Source organism: Streptomyces sp. NPDC043996 (assembly GCF_056435225.1).
Map to the genome: position 1 here is coordinate 336896 of NZ_JBWKEY010000002.1, position 18263 is coordinate 355158.

At 75.0% G+C, this 18263-nt stretch carries 18 protein-coding genes; 8 read left to right on the plus strand and 10 right to left on the minus strand.

What is annotated here, in order from left to right:
* Positions 1–57: 57 nt before the first annotated feature.
* Positions 58–882: a 2,3-dihydro-2,3-dihydroxybenzoate dehydrogenase gene (locus AC07A4_RS05900; protein WP_478593524.1), complete on the minus strand. Its 825-nt coding sequence runs from the start codon at positions 880–882 to the stop codon at positions 58–60.
* Positions 883–1248: 366 nt separating this feature from the next.
* Here AC07A4_RS05900 and AC07A4_RS05905 point away from each other — a divergent pair, with 366 nt between their 5' ends.
* Positions 1249–1716, plus strand: coding sequence for a hypothetical protein (locus AC07A4_RS05905; RefSeq protein ID WP_478593526.1), 468 nt, complete (start codon positions 1249–1251; stop codon positions 1714–1716).
* Positions 1717–1796: 80 nt separating this feature from the next.
* Here the strand turns inward: AC07A4_RS05905 and bla are convergent, their stop codons facing one another.
* The gene (gene bla, locus AC07A4_RS05910) at positions 1797–2765 is read right to left on the minus strand and encodes a class A beta-lactamase (protein ID WP_478593529.1); all 969 of its coding nucleotides are present in this window, start codon (positions 2763–2765) and stop codon (positions 1797–1799) included.
* A 164-nt stretch (positions 2766–2929) separates the two neighbouring features.
* Between bla and AC07A4_RS05915 the strand changes: the two genes are divergently transcribed.
* The 3 genes from AC07A4_RS05915 to AC07A4_RS05925 all read left to right on the plus strand — a co-directional run bounded on the left by AC07A4_RS05915 (position 2930) and on the right by AC07A4_RS05925 (position 7160).
* Positions 2930–3832 (plus strand): LysR family transcriptional regulator, encoded by a 903-nt coding sequence (locus AC07A4_RS05915; RefSeq protein WP_478593531.1) that lies wholly within the window; start codon positions 2930–2932, stop codon positions 3830–3832.
* On the plus strand, positions 3829–4731 hold the full coding sequence (locus AC07A4_RS05920; protein ID WP_478593533.1) for a serine hydrolase: 903 nt from the start codon (positions 3829–3831) through the stop codon (positions 4729–4731). The genes AC07A4_RS05915 and AC07A4_RS05920 overlap by 4 nt, the downstream gene beginning before the upstream one ends.
* 146 nt (positions 4732–4877) lie before the next feature.
* Positions 4878–7160, plus strand: a complete 2283-nt coding sequence (locus AC07A4_RS05925; protein ID WP_478593534.1) for an ATP-binding protein — start codon at positions 4878–4880, stop codon at positions 7158–7160.
* 295 nt (positions 7161–7455) lie between these two features.
* On the opposite strand, the gene AC07A4_RS05930 is transcribed toward AC07A4_RS05925, so the two are convergent.
* Positions 7456–7851: a nuclear transport factor 2 family protein gene (locus AC07A4_RS05930; protein ID WP_478593536.1), complete on the minus strand. Its 396-nt coding sequence runs from the start codon at positions 7849–7851 to the stop codon at positions 7456–7458.
* Positions 7852–7962: 111 nt separating this feature from the next.
* On the opposite strand from AC07A4_RS05930, the gene AC07A4_RS05935 reads away from it, so the two are divergent.
* A complete protein-coding gene (locus AC07A4_RS05935) occupies positions 7963–8547 on the plus strand; it encodes a TetR/AcrR family transcriptional regulator (protein WP_478593539.1) in 585 nt (194 codons plus the stop codon).
* Between the two features lie 19 nt (positions 8548–8566).
* On the opposite strand, the gene AC07A4_RS05940 is transcribed toward AC07A4_RS05935, so the two are convergent.
* From AC07A4_RS05940 to AC07A4_RS05950, 3 genes are all read right to left on the minus strand, one after another.
* On the minus strand, positions 8567–9457 hold the full coding sequence (locus tag AC07A4_RS05940) for a class I SAM-dependent methyltransferase (RefSeq protein ID WP_478593541.1): 891 nt from the start codon (positions 9455–9457) through the stop codon (positions 8567–8569).
* Between the two features lie 126 nt (positions 9458–9583).
* A complete protein-coding gene (locus AC07A4_RS05945; protein ID WP_478593544.1) occupies positions 9584–10057 on the minus strand; it encodes a hypothetical protein in 474 nt (157 codons plus the stop codon).
* Positions 10058–10176: 119 nt separating this feature from the next.
* On the minus strand, positions 10177–10518 hold the full coding sequence (locus tag AC07A4_RS05950) for a helix-turn-helix domain-containing protein (protein WP_478593546.1): 342 nt from the start codon (positions 10516–10518) through the stop codon (positions 10177–10179).
* 197 nt (positions 10519–10715) lie between these two features.
* On the opposite strand from AC07A4_RS05950, the gene AC07A4_RS05955 reads away from it, so the two are divergent.
* Positions 10716–11714 (plus strand): zinc-dependent alcohol dehydrogenase family protein, encoded by a 999-nt coding sequence (locus AC07A4_RS05955; RefSeq protein ID WP_478594365.1) that lies wholly within the window; start codon positions 10716–10718, stop codon positions 11712–11714.
* A gap of 21 nt (positions 11715–11735) precedes the next feature.
* On the opposite strand, the gene AC07A4_RS05960 is transcribed toward AC07A4_RS05955, so the two are convergent.
* The gene (locus AC07A4_RS05960; protein ID WP_478593549.1) at positions 11736–12611 is read right to left on the minus strand and encodes a helix-turn-helix domain-containing protein; all 876 of its coding nucleotides are present in this window, start codon (positions 12609–12611) and stop codon (positions 11736–11738) included.
* A 184-nt stretch (positions 12612–12795) separates the two neighbouring features.
* Here AC07A4_RS05960 and AC07A4_RS05965 point away from each other — a divergent pair, with 184 nt between their 5' ends.
* Positions 12796–14046 (plus strand): hypothetical protein, encoded by a 1251-nt coding sequence (locus tag AC07A4_RS05965; RefSeq protein WP_478593552.1) that lies wholly within the window; start codon positions 12796–12798, stop codon positions 14044–14046.
* Between the two features lie 69 nt (positions 14047–14115).
* On the opposite strand, the gene AC07A4_RS05970 is transcribed toward AC07A4_RS05965, so the two are convergent.
* Positions 14116–15609, minus strand: coding sequence for an alpha/beta hydrolase (locus tag AC07A4_RS05970; protein WP_478593555.1), 1494 nt, complete (start codon positions 15607–15609; stop codon positions 14116–14118).
* Between the two features lie 157 nt (positions 15610–15766).
* Between AC07A4_RS05970 and AC07A4_RS05975 the strand changes: the two genes are divergently transcribed.
* A complete protein-coding gene (locus AC07A4_RS05975) occupies positions 15767–16717 on the plus strand; it encodes an aminoglycoside phosphotransferase family protein (RefSeq protein ID WP_478593558.1) in 951 nt (316 codons plus the stop codon).
* A 197-nt stretch (positions 16718–16914) separates the two neighbouring features.
* Here the strand turns inward: AC07A4_RS05975 and AC07A4_RS05980 are convergent, their stop codons facing one another.
* The gene (locus AC07A4_RS05980; RefSeq protein ID WP_478593560.1) at positions 16915–17649 is read right to left on the minus strand and encodes a helix-turn-helix domain-containing protein; all 735 of its coding nucleotides are present in this window, start codon (positions 17647–17649) and stop codon (positions 16915–16917) included.
* 33 nt (positions 17650–17682) lie between these two features.
* Positions 17683–17901, minus strand: a complete 219-nt coding sequence (locus tag AC07A4_RS05985; RefSeq protein ID WP_478593563.1) for a hypothetical protein — start codon at positions 17899–17901, stop codon at positions 17683–17685.
* Positions 17902–18263: the final 362 nt, after the last annotated feature.

Here is an 18263-nt window from a genome sequence, read left to right on the forward strand (position 1 = left end):
GTGGAGGAGGCGGTGCGGAGCGAGGGCCGGGGTGCGGCCGTCAGGAGCGCCGGGACGTCAGCGGAGGGTGGCGCCGCCGTCGACGTAGAGCTCCTGCATGGTGATGTGGCGCGCGCGGTCCGAGGCGAGGAAGAGCACGGACTCGGCGATGTCACGGGGCTCGGCGATGCGGCCGAGGGGGATGCCGGTGCGGTACGTGGCGGGGTCGCCGTCGATGACCCGCTGGGGGGCGGCGTCGTCGGTCCACAGGGCGCGCTGCATGGCGGTGTCGGTCGAGCCGGGGGCGACGACGTTGCACCGCACACCGCTGCGGGCGAGTTCCAGACCGAGGCATTTGGTGTACATCGCGGCGGCGGCCTTGGAGGCGGCGTAGGCGGCCATGCCCGTGCGGGGGACGCCCGCGGCGTTGGAGCCGACGGTGACGACGCTGCCGCGGCCGCGCGCGGCCATGCCGGGGGTGACGGCGCGGGCGGTGTGCAGGACGCCGGTGGCGTTCACGGCGAAGGTGTCCGCCCAGTCGTGGTCGGTGAGTTCGGCGGCGGGGCCCGGGCGGAGGATTCCGGCGACGTTCACGAGGATGTCGACGGGTCCGTGCTCGCGCTCGGCGGCGCGCACCACGGCCTGGACGGCCGCGGGGTCGGTGACGTCGAGGACCCGGCCGGTGAGCGTGCCCGCGGTGCCCTCGCCGCCGCGCGCCTGGCGCTCGGTCCAGCGGGCGACGAGCGCGGCGATTCCGTCGGCCGCGCGGTCGGTGGCCACGACACGGGCGCCCGCGGCGGCCAGGGCCTCGGCGACCGCGGCGCCGATCCCCCGGCCCGCCCCGGTGACCAGGGCGGTTCTGTCGGCGAGTTCGGCGCGGGCGCCGGATATGTGGTCAGGCATGGGCAACTCCCCCCGTAATGGTTAGGTAAGCCTAACCTAATACAAGCGCAAGGCCGAGCCCTTCCGGCCTGATTCCGGGACGCGTGTTTGGTTAGGCTAACCTCACTTCACGCGAGCGCGGCACGCGGGACCACCGCAAGCCCCCGCCGAAGGCCCCCGGCACGGGGCGCGTTCACCGCGGCACCACCCGGCGAACCCGAGGCCCGACCGGGCCCGAACACCCCCTCCCCCACCCCTACTTGGCGAGATCAGCGCCGCGACAGGGGCATGAACCCCTATGACTGGTGACAGGCCTCGTGGCGGCGTGCTTGGGTGAGCCAGCCGATCACCACGAGCCCCATGACCCGGGGCGGAGAAGGGGGATTCATGAAGCTCGCCAAGGTGTCCACGCGCGTGTTCGCGCCGCTGGCCGGAGCGGCGCTCGCCGCCGTGGCCGTGGCGTCGCCCGCGGCGGCCGCGCCCGAGCACTGGACCGAGGGCGAGGTCCGCTACGCCAACTCCCGCAACATCCTCTCGCCGCACGACGGCAAGACGGACGGCGCGCGCATCCTCGTCCGCGTGGACTGGGAGGACGGCAAGGGCGCCGTCTACGGCAACATGTGGGACCTCTACGAGGACGGCAACGACGCCCGGCTCGAGGCCAGTTACTCGTACCTGAGCGACGGCACGTGGAAGCCCGTCACGCGCGTCCTCAACACGCTCAAGGACACCACCAAGACCGGTATCCACACCAGTCTGCACACCCGGTCGGACGTGAAGATCAAGGACCTCAAGGTCAGGACCTGCACCGCCAACAGCGCGGGCGCCGTCGTGTGGTGCGGCGACTGGTACTGACAGTGACGCGGTGGGCGGACCGGCCACCGGCCGGTCCGCCCACCGCACCCCTCACGAGAGCCCGCCCCGCGAGCCGTCCGCTACGCCACCTCGTCCGCGACCACGGCGGCCGCGTCGGCGATGAGCTTGTTGTCGTACGTCGCGTCCTTCTCCTTGCGGTTCGTCATGACCGCCATGACGATCGGGGCGGCGTTCGGGCGCCACACCACGGCGATGTCGTTGCGTCCGCCGTACGTGCTGGTGGCGCCGGTCTTGTCACCGACCACCCAGCCCTTGGGCACCCCGGCCCGGATCAGCTCGTCCCCGGTGGTGTTGGTCTTCAGCCACCGCGTGAGCCGCTTGCGCTCCCCCTTGCCGAGCGCGTCCCCGAGGACGAACGCGCGCAGGTCCTTGGCGAGCGCCCGGGGCGTGGTCGTGTCCCGTGTGTCGCCCGGGATCCACTCGCTCAGGTCCGGCTCGACGCGCTCCATGCGCGTGACGTCGTCACCCAGCTCCTTCAGGACGGCGTTCATGCCGCGCGGCCCCCCGAGGTGGTCGAAGAGCAGGTTGGCCGCGGTGTTGTCGCTGTAGCGGACGGCGGCGTCGGACAGGGCGTCCAGGGTCATGCCGGTGCCGACGTGCTTCTCCGTGACGGGCGAGTTGGCGACCAAGTCGTCCTTGGAGTACTTCACCAGCTTGTCCATGCCGCCCAGGGAGTACTTGCGCAGTACGGCGCCCGCCTGCAGGGCCTTGCACGTGGACGCGAAGGCGAAGCGCTCGCCCGCGCGGTAGGCGACCTGGCGTCCAGTGCCGGTGTCCACGGCGTAGACGCCGAGCCGCGCGTCGTACTGGCCCTCAAGCTTCCTGAACGCGCGGGCGCCGGTCGTCGAGGCGTCCGCCGCCGAGGCCCGCGTCGTCCGCGCCGCCTCGCCCGACGTGCCCGGCGCCTTCGACTTCGACGAGGCCGATGAGGACGACGCCGACGAGTCCTGCCCGCAGGCCACGAGCGGGACGAGGGTGAGCGCGGCGATCGCGGCCAGGGCGGCACGCCGGGTACGCGTGTGCTGCATGGATCAAACCTCCAGGGCGCCCCGTGCGGGGGCGTCGGGGGACGGGGCGGCTCGGCCCGTCCCGGTGGGTGGACTCGGTGCCAGGACCACCCTGGCCATCGGGCGTCCATGCGGTCCAATACCCGTACGCGCCATTCCATGCCGATCCGGCATAGAGTGCGGGGGTGGATCTGGTGGGAGCGTGCCGGGCGTTCGTCAGCGTCAGCGACCGCGGCGGCTTCACCGTGGGCGCCGCCGCCGCGCGGATGTCGCAGTCGGTGGCCAGCCGCCGTGTCGCCGCCCTGGAGGAGCGCTTCGGGGAGCCCCTGTTCGAGCGGACGTCCCGGCGCGCCGTGCTCACCCCCTTCGGCCGGGACCTGCTGCCGGTGGCCCGCCAGCTGGTCCGGGCGGCGGACGTGCTGCTCGACGAGGCGGAGGCCGCCAAGCGCAAGCCGTGGCGGCTCGCGGTGCCCGACGTCTGCACCACCGCCGGTCTCGCCCGCCTCGTCGCCGAGGCCCGCGGCCACGGCATCACCCTCGACCCGCGGGTCGCGCTCCCGCCCCGGCGCCTGGAGCTCCTCCACGCGCAGCAGGTGCGGGCCGCCCTGCTCGCCGTGCCCGCGGACCAGGCCGCGTGGACCGTGCCGCTGGGCCTCGCCGCCGCCCGCGACCCCGGCGTGCGCCGCGTCTACCTGGAGACCCTGCGCCTCGGCCGCGGCAGCGCCGAACCGGCACGCCGCGTCTGGATCCAGCCGGAGGACGACGTGCCGCACATCCGCGACCCGCTGACGCGGCTGCGGGACGCGCTCGGCCTGCGCCCGGCCCAACTGGCCGCCGCGGCCGATCTGACCACCGCCGCGGCGGAGGTCCTGTGCGGCGGCGACCTGCTCCTGTGCTCCCTCGCCCAGGCCGACGAGCTCTGTCTGGCCTGGCGGCCCATCGGCGAGATCGCGCTCAGCCGCGGCTTCGCCCTGACCGCCGCCGCGGACGGCAACCCCCAGCACATCGAGGCCCGCCTCGGCCCGGCCATCGCCCGCTGCCTCGGCACAAGGGCCCAGGTCCGCACCCCAGGAGGAACCAGCACGTGAGCACCGAGGCCCTGCTGCGCGACCTGCGCCGCCAGCTGCGCGAGGGCGGCCTGCACGGCTGTCTGCTCGTACGGGACCTGCGCACGGGGGACGAACTGGGCATCGATCCTGACGCCCAGCTCCCCTCCGCGTCCCTGGTCAAGATCCCGCTCGCGGTGGCGACGGCGGAGCGCGTCCGCCGCGGCGAGATCGACGGCGCGACCCCGGTCGAGGTGGTGCCCGGACGGATCACCACGCCCGGCCCCACCGGTGTGAGCCGCTTCCGCCACCCGGCCCGGATCGCCATCGACGACCTGCTGTACCTGAGCACGAGCCTGAGCGACGGCGCCGCCGCCGACGCCCTGTTCGACCTCACGCCCCCGGGCCGCGTCAGCGAGATCCTCGATGAGCTCGGCATCGGCGGCATCACCGTCCGGCACGACACGCGCGAGCTCGTCGACACCCCCGCCGAGCGCCTCGACGCCGCGCAGGTCCACCTCGCCCACGCCCTCGCCATAGACGCGGGCACCAGCGGCCGCGGCCACCGCCTGCCCCAGCTCGACACCACCCGCGCCAACACCGGCAGCGCCCGCGCCTTCGCCGACCTGCTCCAGGCCCTGTGGACCCCCTCCGCGATCCACCCCGATGTGGCCGCGCGGGTCCGGGACCTGATGGCCCACAACCTCATCCGGCACCGGCTCACCCCGGACTTCAGCTCCGACGCCGCCACCTGGTCCTCCAAGACCGGCACGCTGCTCAACCTGCGCCACGAGATCGGGGTCGTCGAGCACGCCGACGGCCAGTCCTTCGCCGTCGCCGTCCTGACCGAGTCCCTCGTGCCCGCGAGCGCGCAGCCGGGCGCCGAGGCCCTGATGGCCCAGGTCGCCCGCGCGCTGCGGGACCACCTGCGCCAGCTCTGACCACCGCGCTCCTCCCCTCGTTCGGGCCGCGCCGCGCGCCTCGTACCCGCCGCCCCCGTTTCCGTTAACACTCCGCTGTCGTTCTCCTACGCTGAGGAACGAGACGCGCTGATCGCGGTGCGCGGTCGAGGGGGCACGGGGGCGCCATGGGATTCGGCTTCGGACAGCGGCGCGGCGGGCAGTTGCCCGTCGAACGGACCGACTTCGTCGGGCGGGCCGAGGAACTCGCCCTGATCCAGGAGGCGTTCGCGCGCGCCCCGGTCGTGACCCTGGTGGGCCCCGGCGGCGTGGGCAAGAGCCGCACGGCCCTGCGCGTGGCGGGCGAGCTCTCCGGCCGCTTCCCCGACGGGGTGTGGCTGACGGAGCTGTCCGCGCTGCGCGACCCCGAGCTCGTCCCCGCGACCCTGGCCGCCGTGCTCGACGTGCCCGAACAAGCGGGGATGGAGCCGCTGGACGCGCTCGTCGCGCATCTGCGCGAGCGCCGCCTGCTGATCGTCCTCGACACCTGTGAGCACCTGGTGGACGCCTGCGCGCTGCTGTGCGACGTGCTGCTGCGGGAGGCCGCAGAGGTGTGCGTCCTCGCCACCAGCCGCCAGCCGCTCGACGTGCCCGGCGAGCGGTGCCTGCCGATCGCGCCGCTCCCGGCCGACGACGCCCTGGAGCTGTTCGCGCGGCGCGCGGCGGCCGTGGTCCCGGACTTCGCGGTGCGCGACGCCAACCGGGCGCAGCTGCGGGCGCTCGTCGACCGCCTCGACGGGATTCCGCTGGCGCTCGAGCTCGCGGCGGTGCGTCTGCGGGCGGTGCCGCTCGCGCAGCTGGTGGCGCGGCTCGACCGGCGCTTCGGGGTCCTGACGGGCGGCCGGCGCACGGCGCTCGCCCGGCACCAGACGCTGCGCACGGCCATCGACTGGTCGCACGAGCTGTGCGCGCCCGCCGAGCGCCTGCTGTGGGCGCGGCTCTCGGTGTTCGCGGGCCCGTTCGAGCTGGCCGCCGCGGAGCGGGTGTGCGCGGGCGGCGCGCTCGCCGCGGAGGACGTCCTGGACGCGCTCGTCGGGCTCGTCGACAAGTCGGTGGTGCAGCACCTCGGCGAGGGCACGGGGCGCTACCGGCTCCTCGACACCCTGCGCGCGTACGGCGCCGAGCGCCTGGAGGCCATGGACGACGCCGGGGCCGTGCGGGAGCGGCACTTCTCGTTCCACCGGCGGCGCGGCCAGCGGCTGTGGGACGAACTGCTCACCCCGGCGCAGGCCGTGCGGTACGAGGAGGCGCGGGCTGCGGCCGCCGATCTGCGCGGCGCCCTCGGCCACGCCTTCGCCACGCCGGGCCGTGCGGCGCAAGGCCTGTGGCTGGCCGCGCAGTTGGCGCCGTTCTGGCGGGCGGCGGGCACGCTGTCGGAGGGGCGGTACTGGATCGACAAGGGGCTCGCGCTCGTGCCCGACGACGGCCCGGAGCGGGCCTGGGGGCTGCTGCTTTCCGGGGTGCTCGCCGTGTGGAGCGGCGACCTCGACGCGGCCCCCGGCCACTTCGAGGAGGCGCGGGCCGTGGCGGTGCGCTGCGGCGAGGAGCGCGTGGAGCTGTTCGCCGAGCCGTACTTGGGGGCGATGCGCGCGCTGTGCGGGGAGACCGAGGAGGGGCTCGCCCAGCTGGAGCGGGGGCGCGAGCGGATCGTGGCGGCCGGGGATCCGCTCGGCATCGGCGTGGTCCACTACGAAGGCGCGCTGCTGCGGGCCGTCCTCGGGGACGTCGAGGGGGCGTTGAAGCTGTGCGCGATCGGGCTCGCGTACCTGAGGGAGACCGGGGACCGTCAGCTGTACGCCTCGACGCTGATGGTGCAGGGCATCGTGCTGTGGCTCGCCGGGCGGCGCGAGGAGAGCGCGCCGCCGCTGCGCACGGCCCTGGAGGCGGTGAGCGAGGTCGGGGACGTGCTGGTCGCCGCGCTGTGCTGCCTGGGGCTCGCCTGGCACGCCGCCGGGCGGGGGCGGCACACGCGCGCGGCCTGGCTGCTTGGGTACGCGGAGAGCGCGCGGCGCCTGACCGGGGATCCGGTGGCGATGCTGCCCTCGCTCCTGGAGGAGCAGGAGGCGACGCAGCGGGCGGTGCGGGCCGCGCTCGGTGACACGGCCTACGAGCGCTGGCACGGCCTGGGGGCGCGGCTTTCGGGGACGGAGGTCCTGGAGGCGGTGCGGGCCGACGCGGACGTGCCCGCTTCGGCCAGGACCGTGCCCGGCTCCCGCCAGGGGCGCGCGGCCGACGCGCTGACCCCGCGCGAGCGCGAGGTCGCCGCGCTCGTGGCGCGGGGCCTGTCCAACCGGGAGGTCGCCGAGCACCTGGTCATCTCCAAGCGGACCGCGGACACCCACGTCGAGCGCATCCTCGCCAAGCTCGGCCTCACCTCGCGCGCCGAGATCCCCGAGGCCCTCGCGGACTGACGCTCCCCCGTGGGCGGCATACGTACGTACGGGTGTCGCGCCCCGGGGCCGGACACGGCTCCCGGCGTACGTATGCGGACCGCGCGGGATACGGATGGCGGGACGCCCTCGCGGCCACGACGCTGGACGGGCCGCCCGAGGGCCGGGAGCGCGGTGCGGGGCGCCGGCGACGTGGAGGTCCACGCCCGCCCTGGCACGGGTGTTCCGCGCCGCCTCTCCCCTCCGGCGGTGCGGACGGGTGTGCGGTCGCCACAGTCGGCGGGCGACCACACGCCCGGACCCCCTCAGCGGAGCCTTAGTCGGTGGCCGTCCGGGTGAAGCCGTGGGACCGGCTCATCCTTCCGTCCGGTGTGAACGCGTAGAAGGCCATGACCTCGGTGACGATCCGCTTCTTGCGCGTGGTCGCGTCGATGGTGAGCCGTGCCGCGATCCGGTCGCCGTCGGCGATGGCCTCGTGCACCTCGAACCGGGGCTCGACGCCCGCCGCCAGGTTCTTGCGCACGGGGCGGATGTGGTCGACGAGCCTCCCCCAGTCGAGCCGCACGCCGTCGCTGACCATCACGATGTCGGGCGTGTAGAAGCGGGCCATCACGGGCGCCGGATCGTGCTCGCCCCGCACGACCTGCTCGTGGAAGGAGGTGAAGAAGTCGGCGATGAACTGCTCGGGAGTGCTCTGGTGCGGTGGTTTCACGGTGCTCCCGTCCGGACGCGGTGACGCGGAGCGGCGCACGTTCCGCCACCCCGCTAACTCTTACAGCCTGTAAGATATGGAGCAGCCGACAACTTTGACAAGGTGTAAGAGTTGAGCTCTCCTCCACAGCGCCGCGCCGACGCCGAACGCAGCCGTACCGCCGTCCTCGACGCGGCCGTGAGCCTGCTCGGCGAGCGCCCCGACGCGGGCATGGCCGCCGTCGCGGCCGCCGCCGGAGTCACCCGCCAGACCGTGTACGCGCACTTCCCCTCGCGGGACGGCCTGCTCACGGCGGTCGTGGACCGCGTGACGGAGAAGGTGACGGAGGCGATGGACGCCGCCGAAGCCGACGCGGGCCCGCCGCCGGAGGCGCTGCTGCGGCTGCTCGACGCGGCCTGGAGCGTCGCCGAGGCGTATCCGGCCCTGATCCGGCTCGGCGGGCGTCCGGCCGCGCCCGAGGAGGACCGCTCACGGCACGCGCCGATCGCCGACCGCGTCGCGGGCGTCCTGCGACGCGGCCGCGACACGGGGGACTTCGACCCGCGCCCCGCGCTGTCCTGGCAGGTGGCGGCCGTCATCGCGCTCAACCACGCCACGGGGGACGAGGTCCGCGCCGGGCGCGTGCCCGCCGCGGCGGCCACCGCCGCCCTGCGCGCCGGGCTGCTGCGGCTCCTCGCGCCGGGCGCCGACCGGTGACCGCCCGGGCGCGGTCCTCCTAGGTGTCCGCCACCAGCAGCTCCTCCGCGCTGGAGGGGCGCAGGCCGTCCGCCCTGCCCTCGAAGTAGCGCCGGGCGAGGCTCGCGGCCGACACGCGCCGGGCGTCCCGGAAGCCGGACTCCCCGGCGAGCGCCAGGAGTTCCCCGGGAGCGAAGAAGCTGACGAAGGGCGTACCGGCCGCACGCGCGGCCCGCTCGGCCGCCTGGAGCAGCGGCCGCTCCTCCGGCGCGACGAGGTCGAGCGGCACCATGAACGAGGTGACCAGGGTGGAGCCGGGGGCGAGCCGCGCGACCTGGCGCAGGGTGGCCGCGGTCGCGTCGCGGGTGAGGTACGGACAGACGCCGGTGGAGGCCACGACGGCGGGCCTGGCCGGGTCGAACCCGGCCGTCACCAGGTGGTCCCACCAGGACGCGCCCGCCTCGAAGTCGACCGGCACGAACCGCAGCCACTCGGGCACGCCCTGGCCGAGCTCGGCCAGGCGCCGCCGCTTCCACGCCTGTGTGGCGGGCTCGTCGACCTCGAACACCCGCAGCCGCGCCGCGATCTCGGGCCTGCGCTGGGCGAAGGTGTCGAGGCCCGCGCCGAGGACGACGTACTGCGTGACGCCTTCACCGGCCCGCTGGGTCACCAGGTCCTCGACGAAGCGGGCCCGCGCCACGATGGACGCCCGCATCCGGCGCGTGGCCCGCTCGTCCATGTCCGGGCGGCCGCGCCAGCCGTCGTCCGGTGCCGCGAGGCGCAGGCCGACCTCGTCCTCCAGTACGTGGGGCGGCGGGTCGGCCCGCACGTGGAGGGCGCGCCACAGGGCCACCCGCAGGGCCGTGCCGTCCGGCGCGGCGGGTCGTGTGCCGGGCGCGTCGTCCGCGCTCGTCGCAAGATCGTCTCTCATGCCGCTCACGCTAGGGAGCGGGCCGGGCGGGGCGCTTCCTCAGAATTGCGCTGCCGGTCGCGGCCGCGCGCGTACGCGGCGGGGCACTGAGCGGGGCTCGCGCACCCGGCCCGCGCGGCCGTCCGCTCAGCCCGCGGCGAGGTCGGCAAGACGCTTCCGCTTGGCCGGGTCGCGCACCGAGGCCAGCAGCCTGCCGTCCGGGCCCCGCAGGAGCAGATCGGGCTCGGCCATGCCCCAAGGAGGAAGGTCCCGCGCCGTCTTGCGGATCTCCAGGTCGATCTCCGACCACCGGTAGGCGTGCGGTGGTCCGTCGCCCGCGCGCAGGATGACACCGTGCTCGAAGCCGTACAGGACGGGGAATGCGCGCCGGGCGCGGCGGTGGCACCGCACTCCGAGCGCGGCCACGGCGGCGGCCACCAGCAGGACGACCACCCCGGCCGCGGCGATGTGACCGGCGAGGAACCCCACGCCGACCACGCCGAGCAGCGCGGCGACGACGTACAGCCCGCCGTCGTACACCCGCACCCGGTGCGTCACGGCGAGCCCGCCGAGGCCTCGCTGCCGTGCCAGGGCGATGACGGCCTCAGCAGGATCCTCCACGGCTCCGCCCTCCCAGCCCGTGCGCCGTGGTGTCGATTCCCGCTGCGCGTACGGTCCTAACGCCTCCGCTTCCCGGGAGCGGACCGGACGTTCGGGGGGTCAGGACGAGGCGCGCGGGCTCACTCGTCCCGGCCGACCACGGCGGCCAGCAGGCCGGGGAAGGCCTCCTCGCACTCGTCGCGGCGCAGCGCGTTCATGCGGGAGGTGCCGACGTAGTACTGGCGGATGAGCCCGGCCTCGCGCAGCACGTGGAAGTGGTGCGTGGCCGTGGACTTGCTGACCGGCAGGTCGATCGCGCCGCACGCGAGGGCGTCGGCGGCGACGTACAGCTCACGCACGACGCGTCGGCGCACGGGGTCGACGAGCGCGTCCAGGACCTGCTGGAGGCTGATGGTCCGCGGATCGGGGTGCGGCGGCACCCGCTCGCGCTCGCTCTTGCGCGCCGTCCCTCGTGCGGCCATCGTCCGCCGTCCTTCCGCCGGTTCCACCCACTCCATCGCGCCGCAGCGCGGCCGCGATCAAATACTACGCCCATCAAACTACGACACCCATCAAAGTTTGACACCGGTCGTACTTTAGGCTTCAGTGAGCCACGGCGGCGCCCCGGCGACGGCGCCGCCACCCAGCGAACGGGCGGAAGCGGAAAGGGCGTTGCGTGATGGTCAAGACGGTGCGGTTCCATGAGCTCGGAGGTCCGGACGTGCTGCGCCTGGAGGACGCCCCGCTCGCCGAGCCCGGCCCGGGCGAACTCCTGATCCGGGTGGACGCGATCGGCCTCAACCGCGCGGAGGCGCTGTTCCGCGGCGGTCACTACATCGAGGCGGTCAAGGAGTTCCCGGCGCGCCTCGGCACGGAGGCCGCGGGCGTGGTCGAGGCGCTCGGCGCCGGAGTGACGGGGTTCGGGGCGGGGGACGCGGTCAGCGTGGTGCCCGCCTTCTCGATGAACGACTACGGCGTCTACGCCGAGCGCGCGCTCGTCCCCGCGGCGGCGGTCGTGCGCCGCCCCGCCGGGCTCGACGCGGTCGGCGGGGCCGCGGTGTGGATGCCGTATCTGACGGCGTACGGAGCGCTGGTGGAGGTCGGCGGCCTGCGCGCCGGTGACACCGTCGTCCTGACCGCCGCCTCCAGCAGCGTGGGCCTCGCCGCGATCCAGCTGGCCCGCCGCGTCGGGGCGGTGCCCATCGCCACCACGCGCGGCCCCGCGAAGAAGGAGGCGCTGCTCGCGGCGGGGGCGGCCGCCGTCATCGTCACGGACGAGGAGGACGTCGTGGCGCGGGTCCGCGCCCTGACCGGCGGCCGGGGCGCGGAGTTCGTCTTCGACGCCGTCGCAGGACCCGGCGTGGTGGACCTCGCCCGGGTCGTCGCCCCCGGCGGCACGCTCTTCCTGTACGGGGCGCTGAGCGGCGAGGTGACCCCCTACCCCGGCTTCGACCTCGGCATGCCCGCCCTGAACCTGCGCACCTACACGCTCCACGAGCTGACGCGGGACCCCCAGGGCCTGCGCCGCGGCGAGGCGTTCGTCGCCTCCGGCCTGCGCACCGGCGCCTTCGTGCCGACGGTGGACCGCACGTTCCGCCTCGACGAGATCGCCGAGGCGCACCGCTACCTGGAGGCGGGCACGCAGGTCGGCAAGATAGTCGTCACCGTCGACCACTGAGGCGGCCAACGGCCGCCCGGATCACAGCGCCTCGCGGAACTCCCCCGGTGTGCGCCCCGTCCGCCGCAGGAAGAACTTCCCGAAGTTCGCCGCCTCGCTGAAGCCGAGGCGGCGGCCGACGGCGGCGGCGCTCAGGTCGGTGTGGACCAGGAGCCGCCTGGCCTCCAGGACCACCCGGGCGTCGACGACGGCCTTCGCGGGCCGCCCGGTCGCGGCCAGACAGGCCCGGGTGAGGGTCTTGGGGGTGGTGGCGAGCCGGGCGGCGTAGGCGGCCACGGAGCGCTCGGTGGCGAAGTCGCGTTCCAGGGCGGCGCGGAAGCGGGTGAACAGCTCGCCGGGGCCGGTCGGCGCGGCCTCTCCCTCCGGCTCGGGGAGCAGCGCGATCCGCAGCAGCAGCGCGGCCAGGGTGTGGCGCAGCAGGTCGGTGGCGAGGGCCCCCGGGTCCCGCTCGTGGACGTCGTGGGCCGCGGCGAGAAGGCCGGTGAGCCGGTCCAGGTGCGCCAGGTCCGGTCCCTCGGTCCGCCAGTGCGCGGGGGCGAAGGGGTCGTCGAGCAGCGCCTGGACGCGCAGCGGCGGCGGGAAGTCGGGCGTGAACAGGACGAGCCGGGCCCGCAGCTCCGGCTCACGGGCGTAGGCGTGCACCTGGCCGGGGCGGATCCACAGCAGCGTCCCGGGGCGGCAGTCATGACCGATGAAGTCGATCATGTGGGTGCCGTGGCCGTGCGTGACCAGGACCAGCAGATGGAAGTCGAGGCGCTGCGGCCCGCCGCCGGACCCCGGCTGCTCCGCGCGGACGTCCGGATGCGTCCGCACGTCGACGCCGAGGGCGGGGCAGTGCGGATTGCGGTAGCCGATGTCACTGATCGGCGCCGCCGCGGAATGTCCGTTTCTGACCATGGCTGAGCCCGAACATACCTCGTGCTCCGGGCCTGCGCCCGGGGAGTGTGGAGGGGTGGCGGGACCGGGCCGCGGCGGGTGAAACCCCTGGCGGGAACGCGGGTCCCCCGGTCCCCCACGCGCCGCGTACACCGTCGTACGACCCGGCCCTGCCGCTCCCCTCGCCGCGTCCACGGAGTCCACCATGACCACGTCCTTCGCCCCCTCGCCCGCGCCGCCCCCGACGGCCCCCACCTCGTCGGCCGTGCGCGGCCGCGTCCTGCTCGCGGCGCTCGCGGCGGCCCCCGCCGTCGCCCTGCGCCTGAGCGGCGCCGAGGTCGGGGCGGTCCCCGGCATGCTGGTCTACGGCCTCGGCGTGCTGGCCGCCGCCGTGCTCCTGATGTGGGCCGCGGAGACCGCGCGCGCCGACATCGCGGGGACGCTCGCCCTGGCGCTGCTGGCGTTCATCGCGGTCCTGCCGGAGTACGCCGTGGACCTGTACTTCGCCTACACCGGCGGCTCCGACCCGGCGAACGCGGCGTACGCGTCGGCGAACATGACCGGCGCCAACCGGCTCCTGATCGGCGTGGGCTGGCCGCTCGTCGCCCTCGCGGGCTATCTGGCCGCCCGCCGGGCCCGGACCCGTACGGCACAGCCGCCCGCCCCGGACGTCACGCTCGCCGCGCACCGCCGCGTCGACATCGGATTCCTGGCCGTGGCCGCGGTGTTCGCCTTCGTGATCCCGCTGACGCGGCAGATCGCCTGGTACGTGCCGCTCCTGATCATCCCCTGGTACGGCTTCTACCTGTGGCGGGTCGCGCGGTCGGGCCCCGACGAGGACGAGGAGTTCACGGGCGTGCCCGCGCGCCTGGCCGGGCTGCCCCGGCGGCGGCGCCGGTGGACGACGGTGGCGCTCTTCGCGGGCGCGGCCGCGGTCATCTTCGCGGCGGCCGAGCCGTTCGCCACCTCGCTGATCTCCGCGGGCGGTGCGCTCGGCGTCGACCGGTTCGTGCTCGTGCAGTGGGTCGCCCCGCTCGCCACCGAGGCGCCCGAGCTGATCGTCGCCGTCGTCTTCGCCTGGCGGCTGCGGGCCGATGACGGCCTCGGGGCGCTGCTGTCCAGCAAGGTCAACCAGTGGACGCTGCTCGTGGGCCTGCTGCCCGTCGCGTATCTCGCCGGGGGCGGCGGCTTCGGGATGCCGCTCGTCGAGCGGCAGGTGGACGAGGTGGCGCTGACCGCGGCGCAGACCGTGCTCGCCGTCGTCATCCTCCTTGACCTGCGCTTCAGGCGGTGGGAGGCGGCCGGTCTCTTCGCCCTGTTCGTGGCCCAGTTCCTGCTGCCCGCCGAGAGCGCGCGGATCGTCCTGACGTACGTCTATCTGGCGCTCGCGGCCGCGCTGCTCGTGCCGAGGCTGCGGCACCTCGGGCCTTCGCTGCGGGCGATCGGCAAGAGCTGAGCGCCGGGGCGACGGACCGGAGGCGGCCCACGGGGGCCGCCTCCGGTCGTGGTCGCGTGGACCGTGGGGTCAGGGCGTCGGGGCGGGCGTCGCCGGGCACGTGGTGTCGCGCGTCGGCAGCTCGCCGGTCAGGAGATAGCGGACGCCGTGCTTGTCGACGCAGGAGTTGGCGTCGAACAGGAACTGGCCGTGGTTGCCGCCGCCCGCGACGACCAGGCGCGAGCCCTTCAGGGCCGCGTGCATCCGGCGCGCGCCCGCCAGCGGCGTCGCCGCGTCGTCCTTGGCCTGGAGCAGCAGCGGGGGCGGCACGTCCACGGAGCCGATCTTCACCGGGGTGGTGGGCTTGGCCTTCCAGGACGCGCACGGGGCGCTGTACCAGGTGTTCGGCCAGGCGAACAGCGGCGCCTTGCGGGCCGAGGCGCGTGTGTCCGCGCGCCAGGTCTTCCAGTCCCGGGGCCAGGGGTCGTCCACGCACGAGTAGGCGAGCATGGCCGGGTTGACACCGCCGAAGGCGAGCTGGTCGGTGGCCGAGAGCAGCGCGCCGGAGTCTCCGCGCCGGTAGTCGGACACCGCCCGCGCGAGCTCGCCCCACATCAGGTCGGTGTACATGGCGGAGGCCAGCAGGTCGTCAAGTTCGGCGCTCCCGGCCCGGCCGCCGGCCGGGCGGGCGGTCAGCTTCTTTCGGGTCGCCTCCCAGGCGGCGGCGACCTTCTTGCGGCTGGTGCCGAGGCGGTAGGTGCGGTCGTGCTTGGCGGTCCAGGAGAAGAACTGCTCGGCCCGGTGCTGCAGCGCGGTGTTCTGCTGGAACTGGGCCGTGTAGGAGCTCGCCGTCGGGTCCATCACGCTGTCCAGGACCATCCGGCCGGTGCGCTTCGGGAAGAGGGTCGCGTAGGTGGCGCCGAGGCGGGTGCCGTAGGAGTAACCGAGGTAGTCGAGCTTGGACTTGCCGAGCGCGGCCCGGATGCGGTCCATGTCCCGGGCGGCGTTCTCGGTGGTCATGTGCGGCAGCAGGTCGCGGGAGTGCTTGTGGCACTGCTCGGCGACCTTGCGGGCGACGGTCAGCCGCTTCTTCTCCTGGGACGCGTTCTTGGGCCTGTACGGCAGGGCGGGGTGCTGGGTGAGCTTGCCGGTGTCGCCGCAGGAGACCGGGGTGCTCGCGCCGACGCCGCGCGGGTCGAAGCTGACGACGTTGTACTTCCGCGTGACCTTCTCGGGCAGCGCACTCCACACCATCTTGGCGACGCCGATGCCGGATTCGCCGGGGCCGCCCGGGTTGACCACGAGGGTGCGCGGGGCGTTGCCCGCGCCCGCGATGGACAGCGTCAGCTTGATCTGGCGGCCGTCCGGCTTCTTGTAGTCAAGCGGCACCTTGAGGGTGGAGCAGTAGGTGCCGCGCGGCGCCTCCGTCCCCGCGGGGCACTCGCCCCAGCGCGGTCCGGCCGCCGGGGCCGCGGTGGCGCTGCCGCTGGCCGCCGCCTGCGCCGTCGCGGGCATCCCCACGGCGAGCAGGCTCAGGGCCCCGGCGACGGCGGCCGTGCCGCCGACGATGCGCTTCGGTCTCATGTGCTGTCTTCCCGTCAACTCGATGGCTCTCAGCAGGGAGGACGGAGGAATCAGGCATCAGGTTTCGCTTCGGCCCCACCCGTCCCTCGCCGCTCCCCGCCTCGTCCTTGGGGCGTGCGCCTGGTGACGCGCGCGGGGCGGCGCGTAGGGTGCCGGGATGATCGCGATGCCACAGGAGTTCGCGCGGGGCACCGTCGAACGCGAGGGAGAGCCCGGAGCGGCCTGGATCGCCGCGCTGCCGGGCATCGTGGACGAACTCCTCGACGGCTGGGGGTGCGTGCCCGACGGGCCCGTCACGCACGGCAACGTGGGTGTCGTCGTGCCGGTGCGGCGGCGGGCCGGGGGCGCCGCCGTCCTGAAGGTGTCGTTCCCGCACCCCGGCAACGTCCATGAGCCGGACGCGTTCGCGGCGTGGGGCGGGCGCGGCGCGGTCCGCCTTTACGAGCGCGACGACGCCCGGTTCGCGATGCTCCTGGAGCGGGCCCGGACCACGGCCCTGGACCGGGTCGAGGACGGCGACGAGGTGGTGGCGGTCGCCGGGCGCCTCAGCCGCCGCCTGGCCGTGCCCGCCCCGCCCGGACTCCCCCGGCTGCGGGAGCGCAGCGGCGCCTGGGAGGAGGAACTGCGCGCGGACGCCCGGGAACTGCGGCACGCGCTGCCTTCGTACGTGCTCGACGCGGCCGTCGCGACGGTCCGCGAGCTGGGCGCCACCCAGCCGGACACCCTCATCCACGGCGACCTCCACCCCGGGAACGTCCTGCGCGCGGACCGTGAGCCGTGGCTCGCCGTCGACCCCAAGGGCTACGCGGGAGACCCCGCCTACGACGGCGGCACCCTCCTCAAGTCCCGTGCGCTGACGCTCCTGGACGCCGACGACCTCCCCAAGGCGGTGCAGCGCGTGGTGGACGTCTTCGCCGAAGCCGCGGAGCTTGACCGCGTGCGCGTACGGCGCTGGGCGCAGCTGCACGCCGTACAGGCCGCGTTCTGGGCCCGCAGGCACGGCTTCCAGGCCGCGCGCGGCGGCCCGTTCCTGGACCGGATCACCGCGTTCGCGGACGGTCTGGCCCAGCTCCTGACGGAGCGCGCCCCGGGCGCTCCAGGGCGCTGACGACGACTGGCGGGATGACGGAACGGCGGGACGACGAAGGCCCCCTCGGGTGGAGGGGGCCTTCGTGAATGGAGCGCCCGGCAGGCCTTGCACCTACATTTCCCATCGGATGATGGGCGTCTTTCCTTGGACCACAGACGCGTGACTTCCGTGCCGTGCACCGAAGTTACGCCCTGATCGTACACGAATTCCGCGGCTCACCGCCGCCACGGCACACGCGGGCGCCCACCGCCGTCGGCCGGGTGCCGGAAGAGGGGCATGGCCAGGGCGACCGGAGGGAGGCGGCGGGCGTCGCCGGGCGAAGGGCGGGCCCGTTCGCGCGGGTGGGGGCGGCGGTGCGCGGACCGGCGCAGGGCCCGCGCGAGGCGGGCGGCCTCGCGTTCGACCGCGCGGCGGCGCCAGGCGCGGTGCCAGGCGAGCCGCCACTGTTCCCATTCGCCGCCGGTCACGTCGCACACGCGCAGGAAGGCGAAGAGCTGGTCCAGGTCGAGCATGGACTTGCCCGCCAGCATGCGCTGCACCGTGCTGTGCGGGAGTTCCCCGTGGGCACCGGCGCGCCGCTCCATCTCGTCCATCGGCATCGCCCCGGCCTTGTAGTAGAGCTGCTGCAGGGCGTGGATCAGGGCGTCGCGGTCGTACACGCGGTCGGGCCGCGGCACGCCCGCGCGCGGATCGCGCTGCCGGTGCTCGGCGTAGCGCGCGGCCCGCCACAGTCCGCGCGCGTACCGTTCGGAGGCGCCGCAGGCCCGGGCGTAGGCCTCCACCACCGGCAGGCGCGGGACGCGGGTGCCGGTGGTGGCCCGGGAGTAGGTGGTGTCGGAGAAGGCGTAGGCGGAGCGCCTGGCCAGCTCGCGGTGGGTCAGGCCCGCGGCCCGGCGCTGGGCGCGCAGCCACCGCGCCAGCTTCTCCAGGCCCGGGTTGGCGGTGCTCACCGGTCGCTCCGGGCGTCCCACGTCCGTCCCCCGTCACCGGATGTCCGGCGCGAGCGGCGCGCGCCGCGCCAGGTGGGCGCCGATGAGGCCCGCCGCCGTGAGGACTTCGGCGATGACGACGGCGGGCAGCCCGGCGAGCGCCAGGGCGGAGCCGAGGAACAGCACCACGATGACGATGACGGTCTGTTCGGCGCCGGGCCCGGCGAAGGGCCTCGGCACCACGCAGGGCAGACGTCGACGCGACTCTTGCATGAACTTCCTCAGGGTCTCGGGGTGCCGGGCCTCCGCGCCGCGGCACGTCCTTGGAACACGGTCAACCAGGCTCCGGTGGGCGCCTGTCGGGCAGCATCGTGGCACCGGCGGCGAGCGCGCGCGGGCGTTGATGCAGTCCCGGCCCGGCCTCGGCGGGGCGGCCCCGCGCGGCCCCGGCGGAGCCCGCTGCGCAGCCCGGTGTGACCTGCGTGGTTGGGGCGCGTTCGAACGCCAGTGGGGTACTGCGTCGGCCTTCGCCGGGGTTGATGCAGCGGCACCCGACCGCCTGGCACCGACGCGCGCTCCCGGTTTCCACCGGCGCCCCGGAGCATTCCGGTTCGCCCTATACGATCTCGCTCATA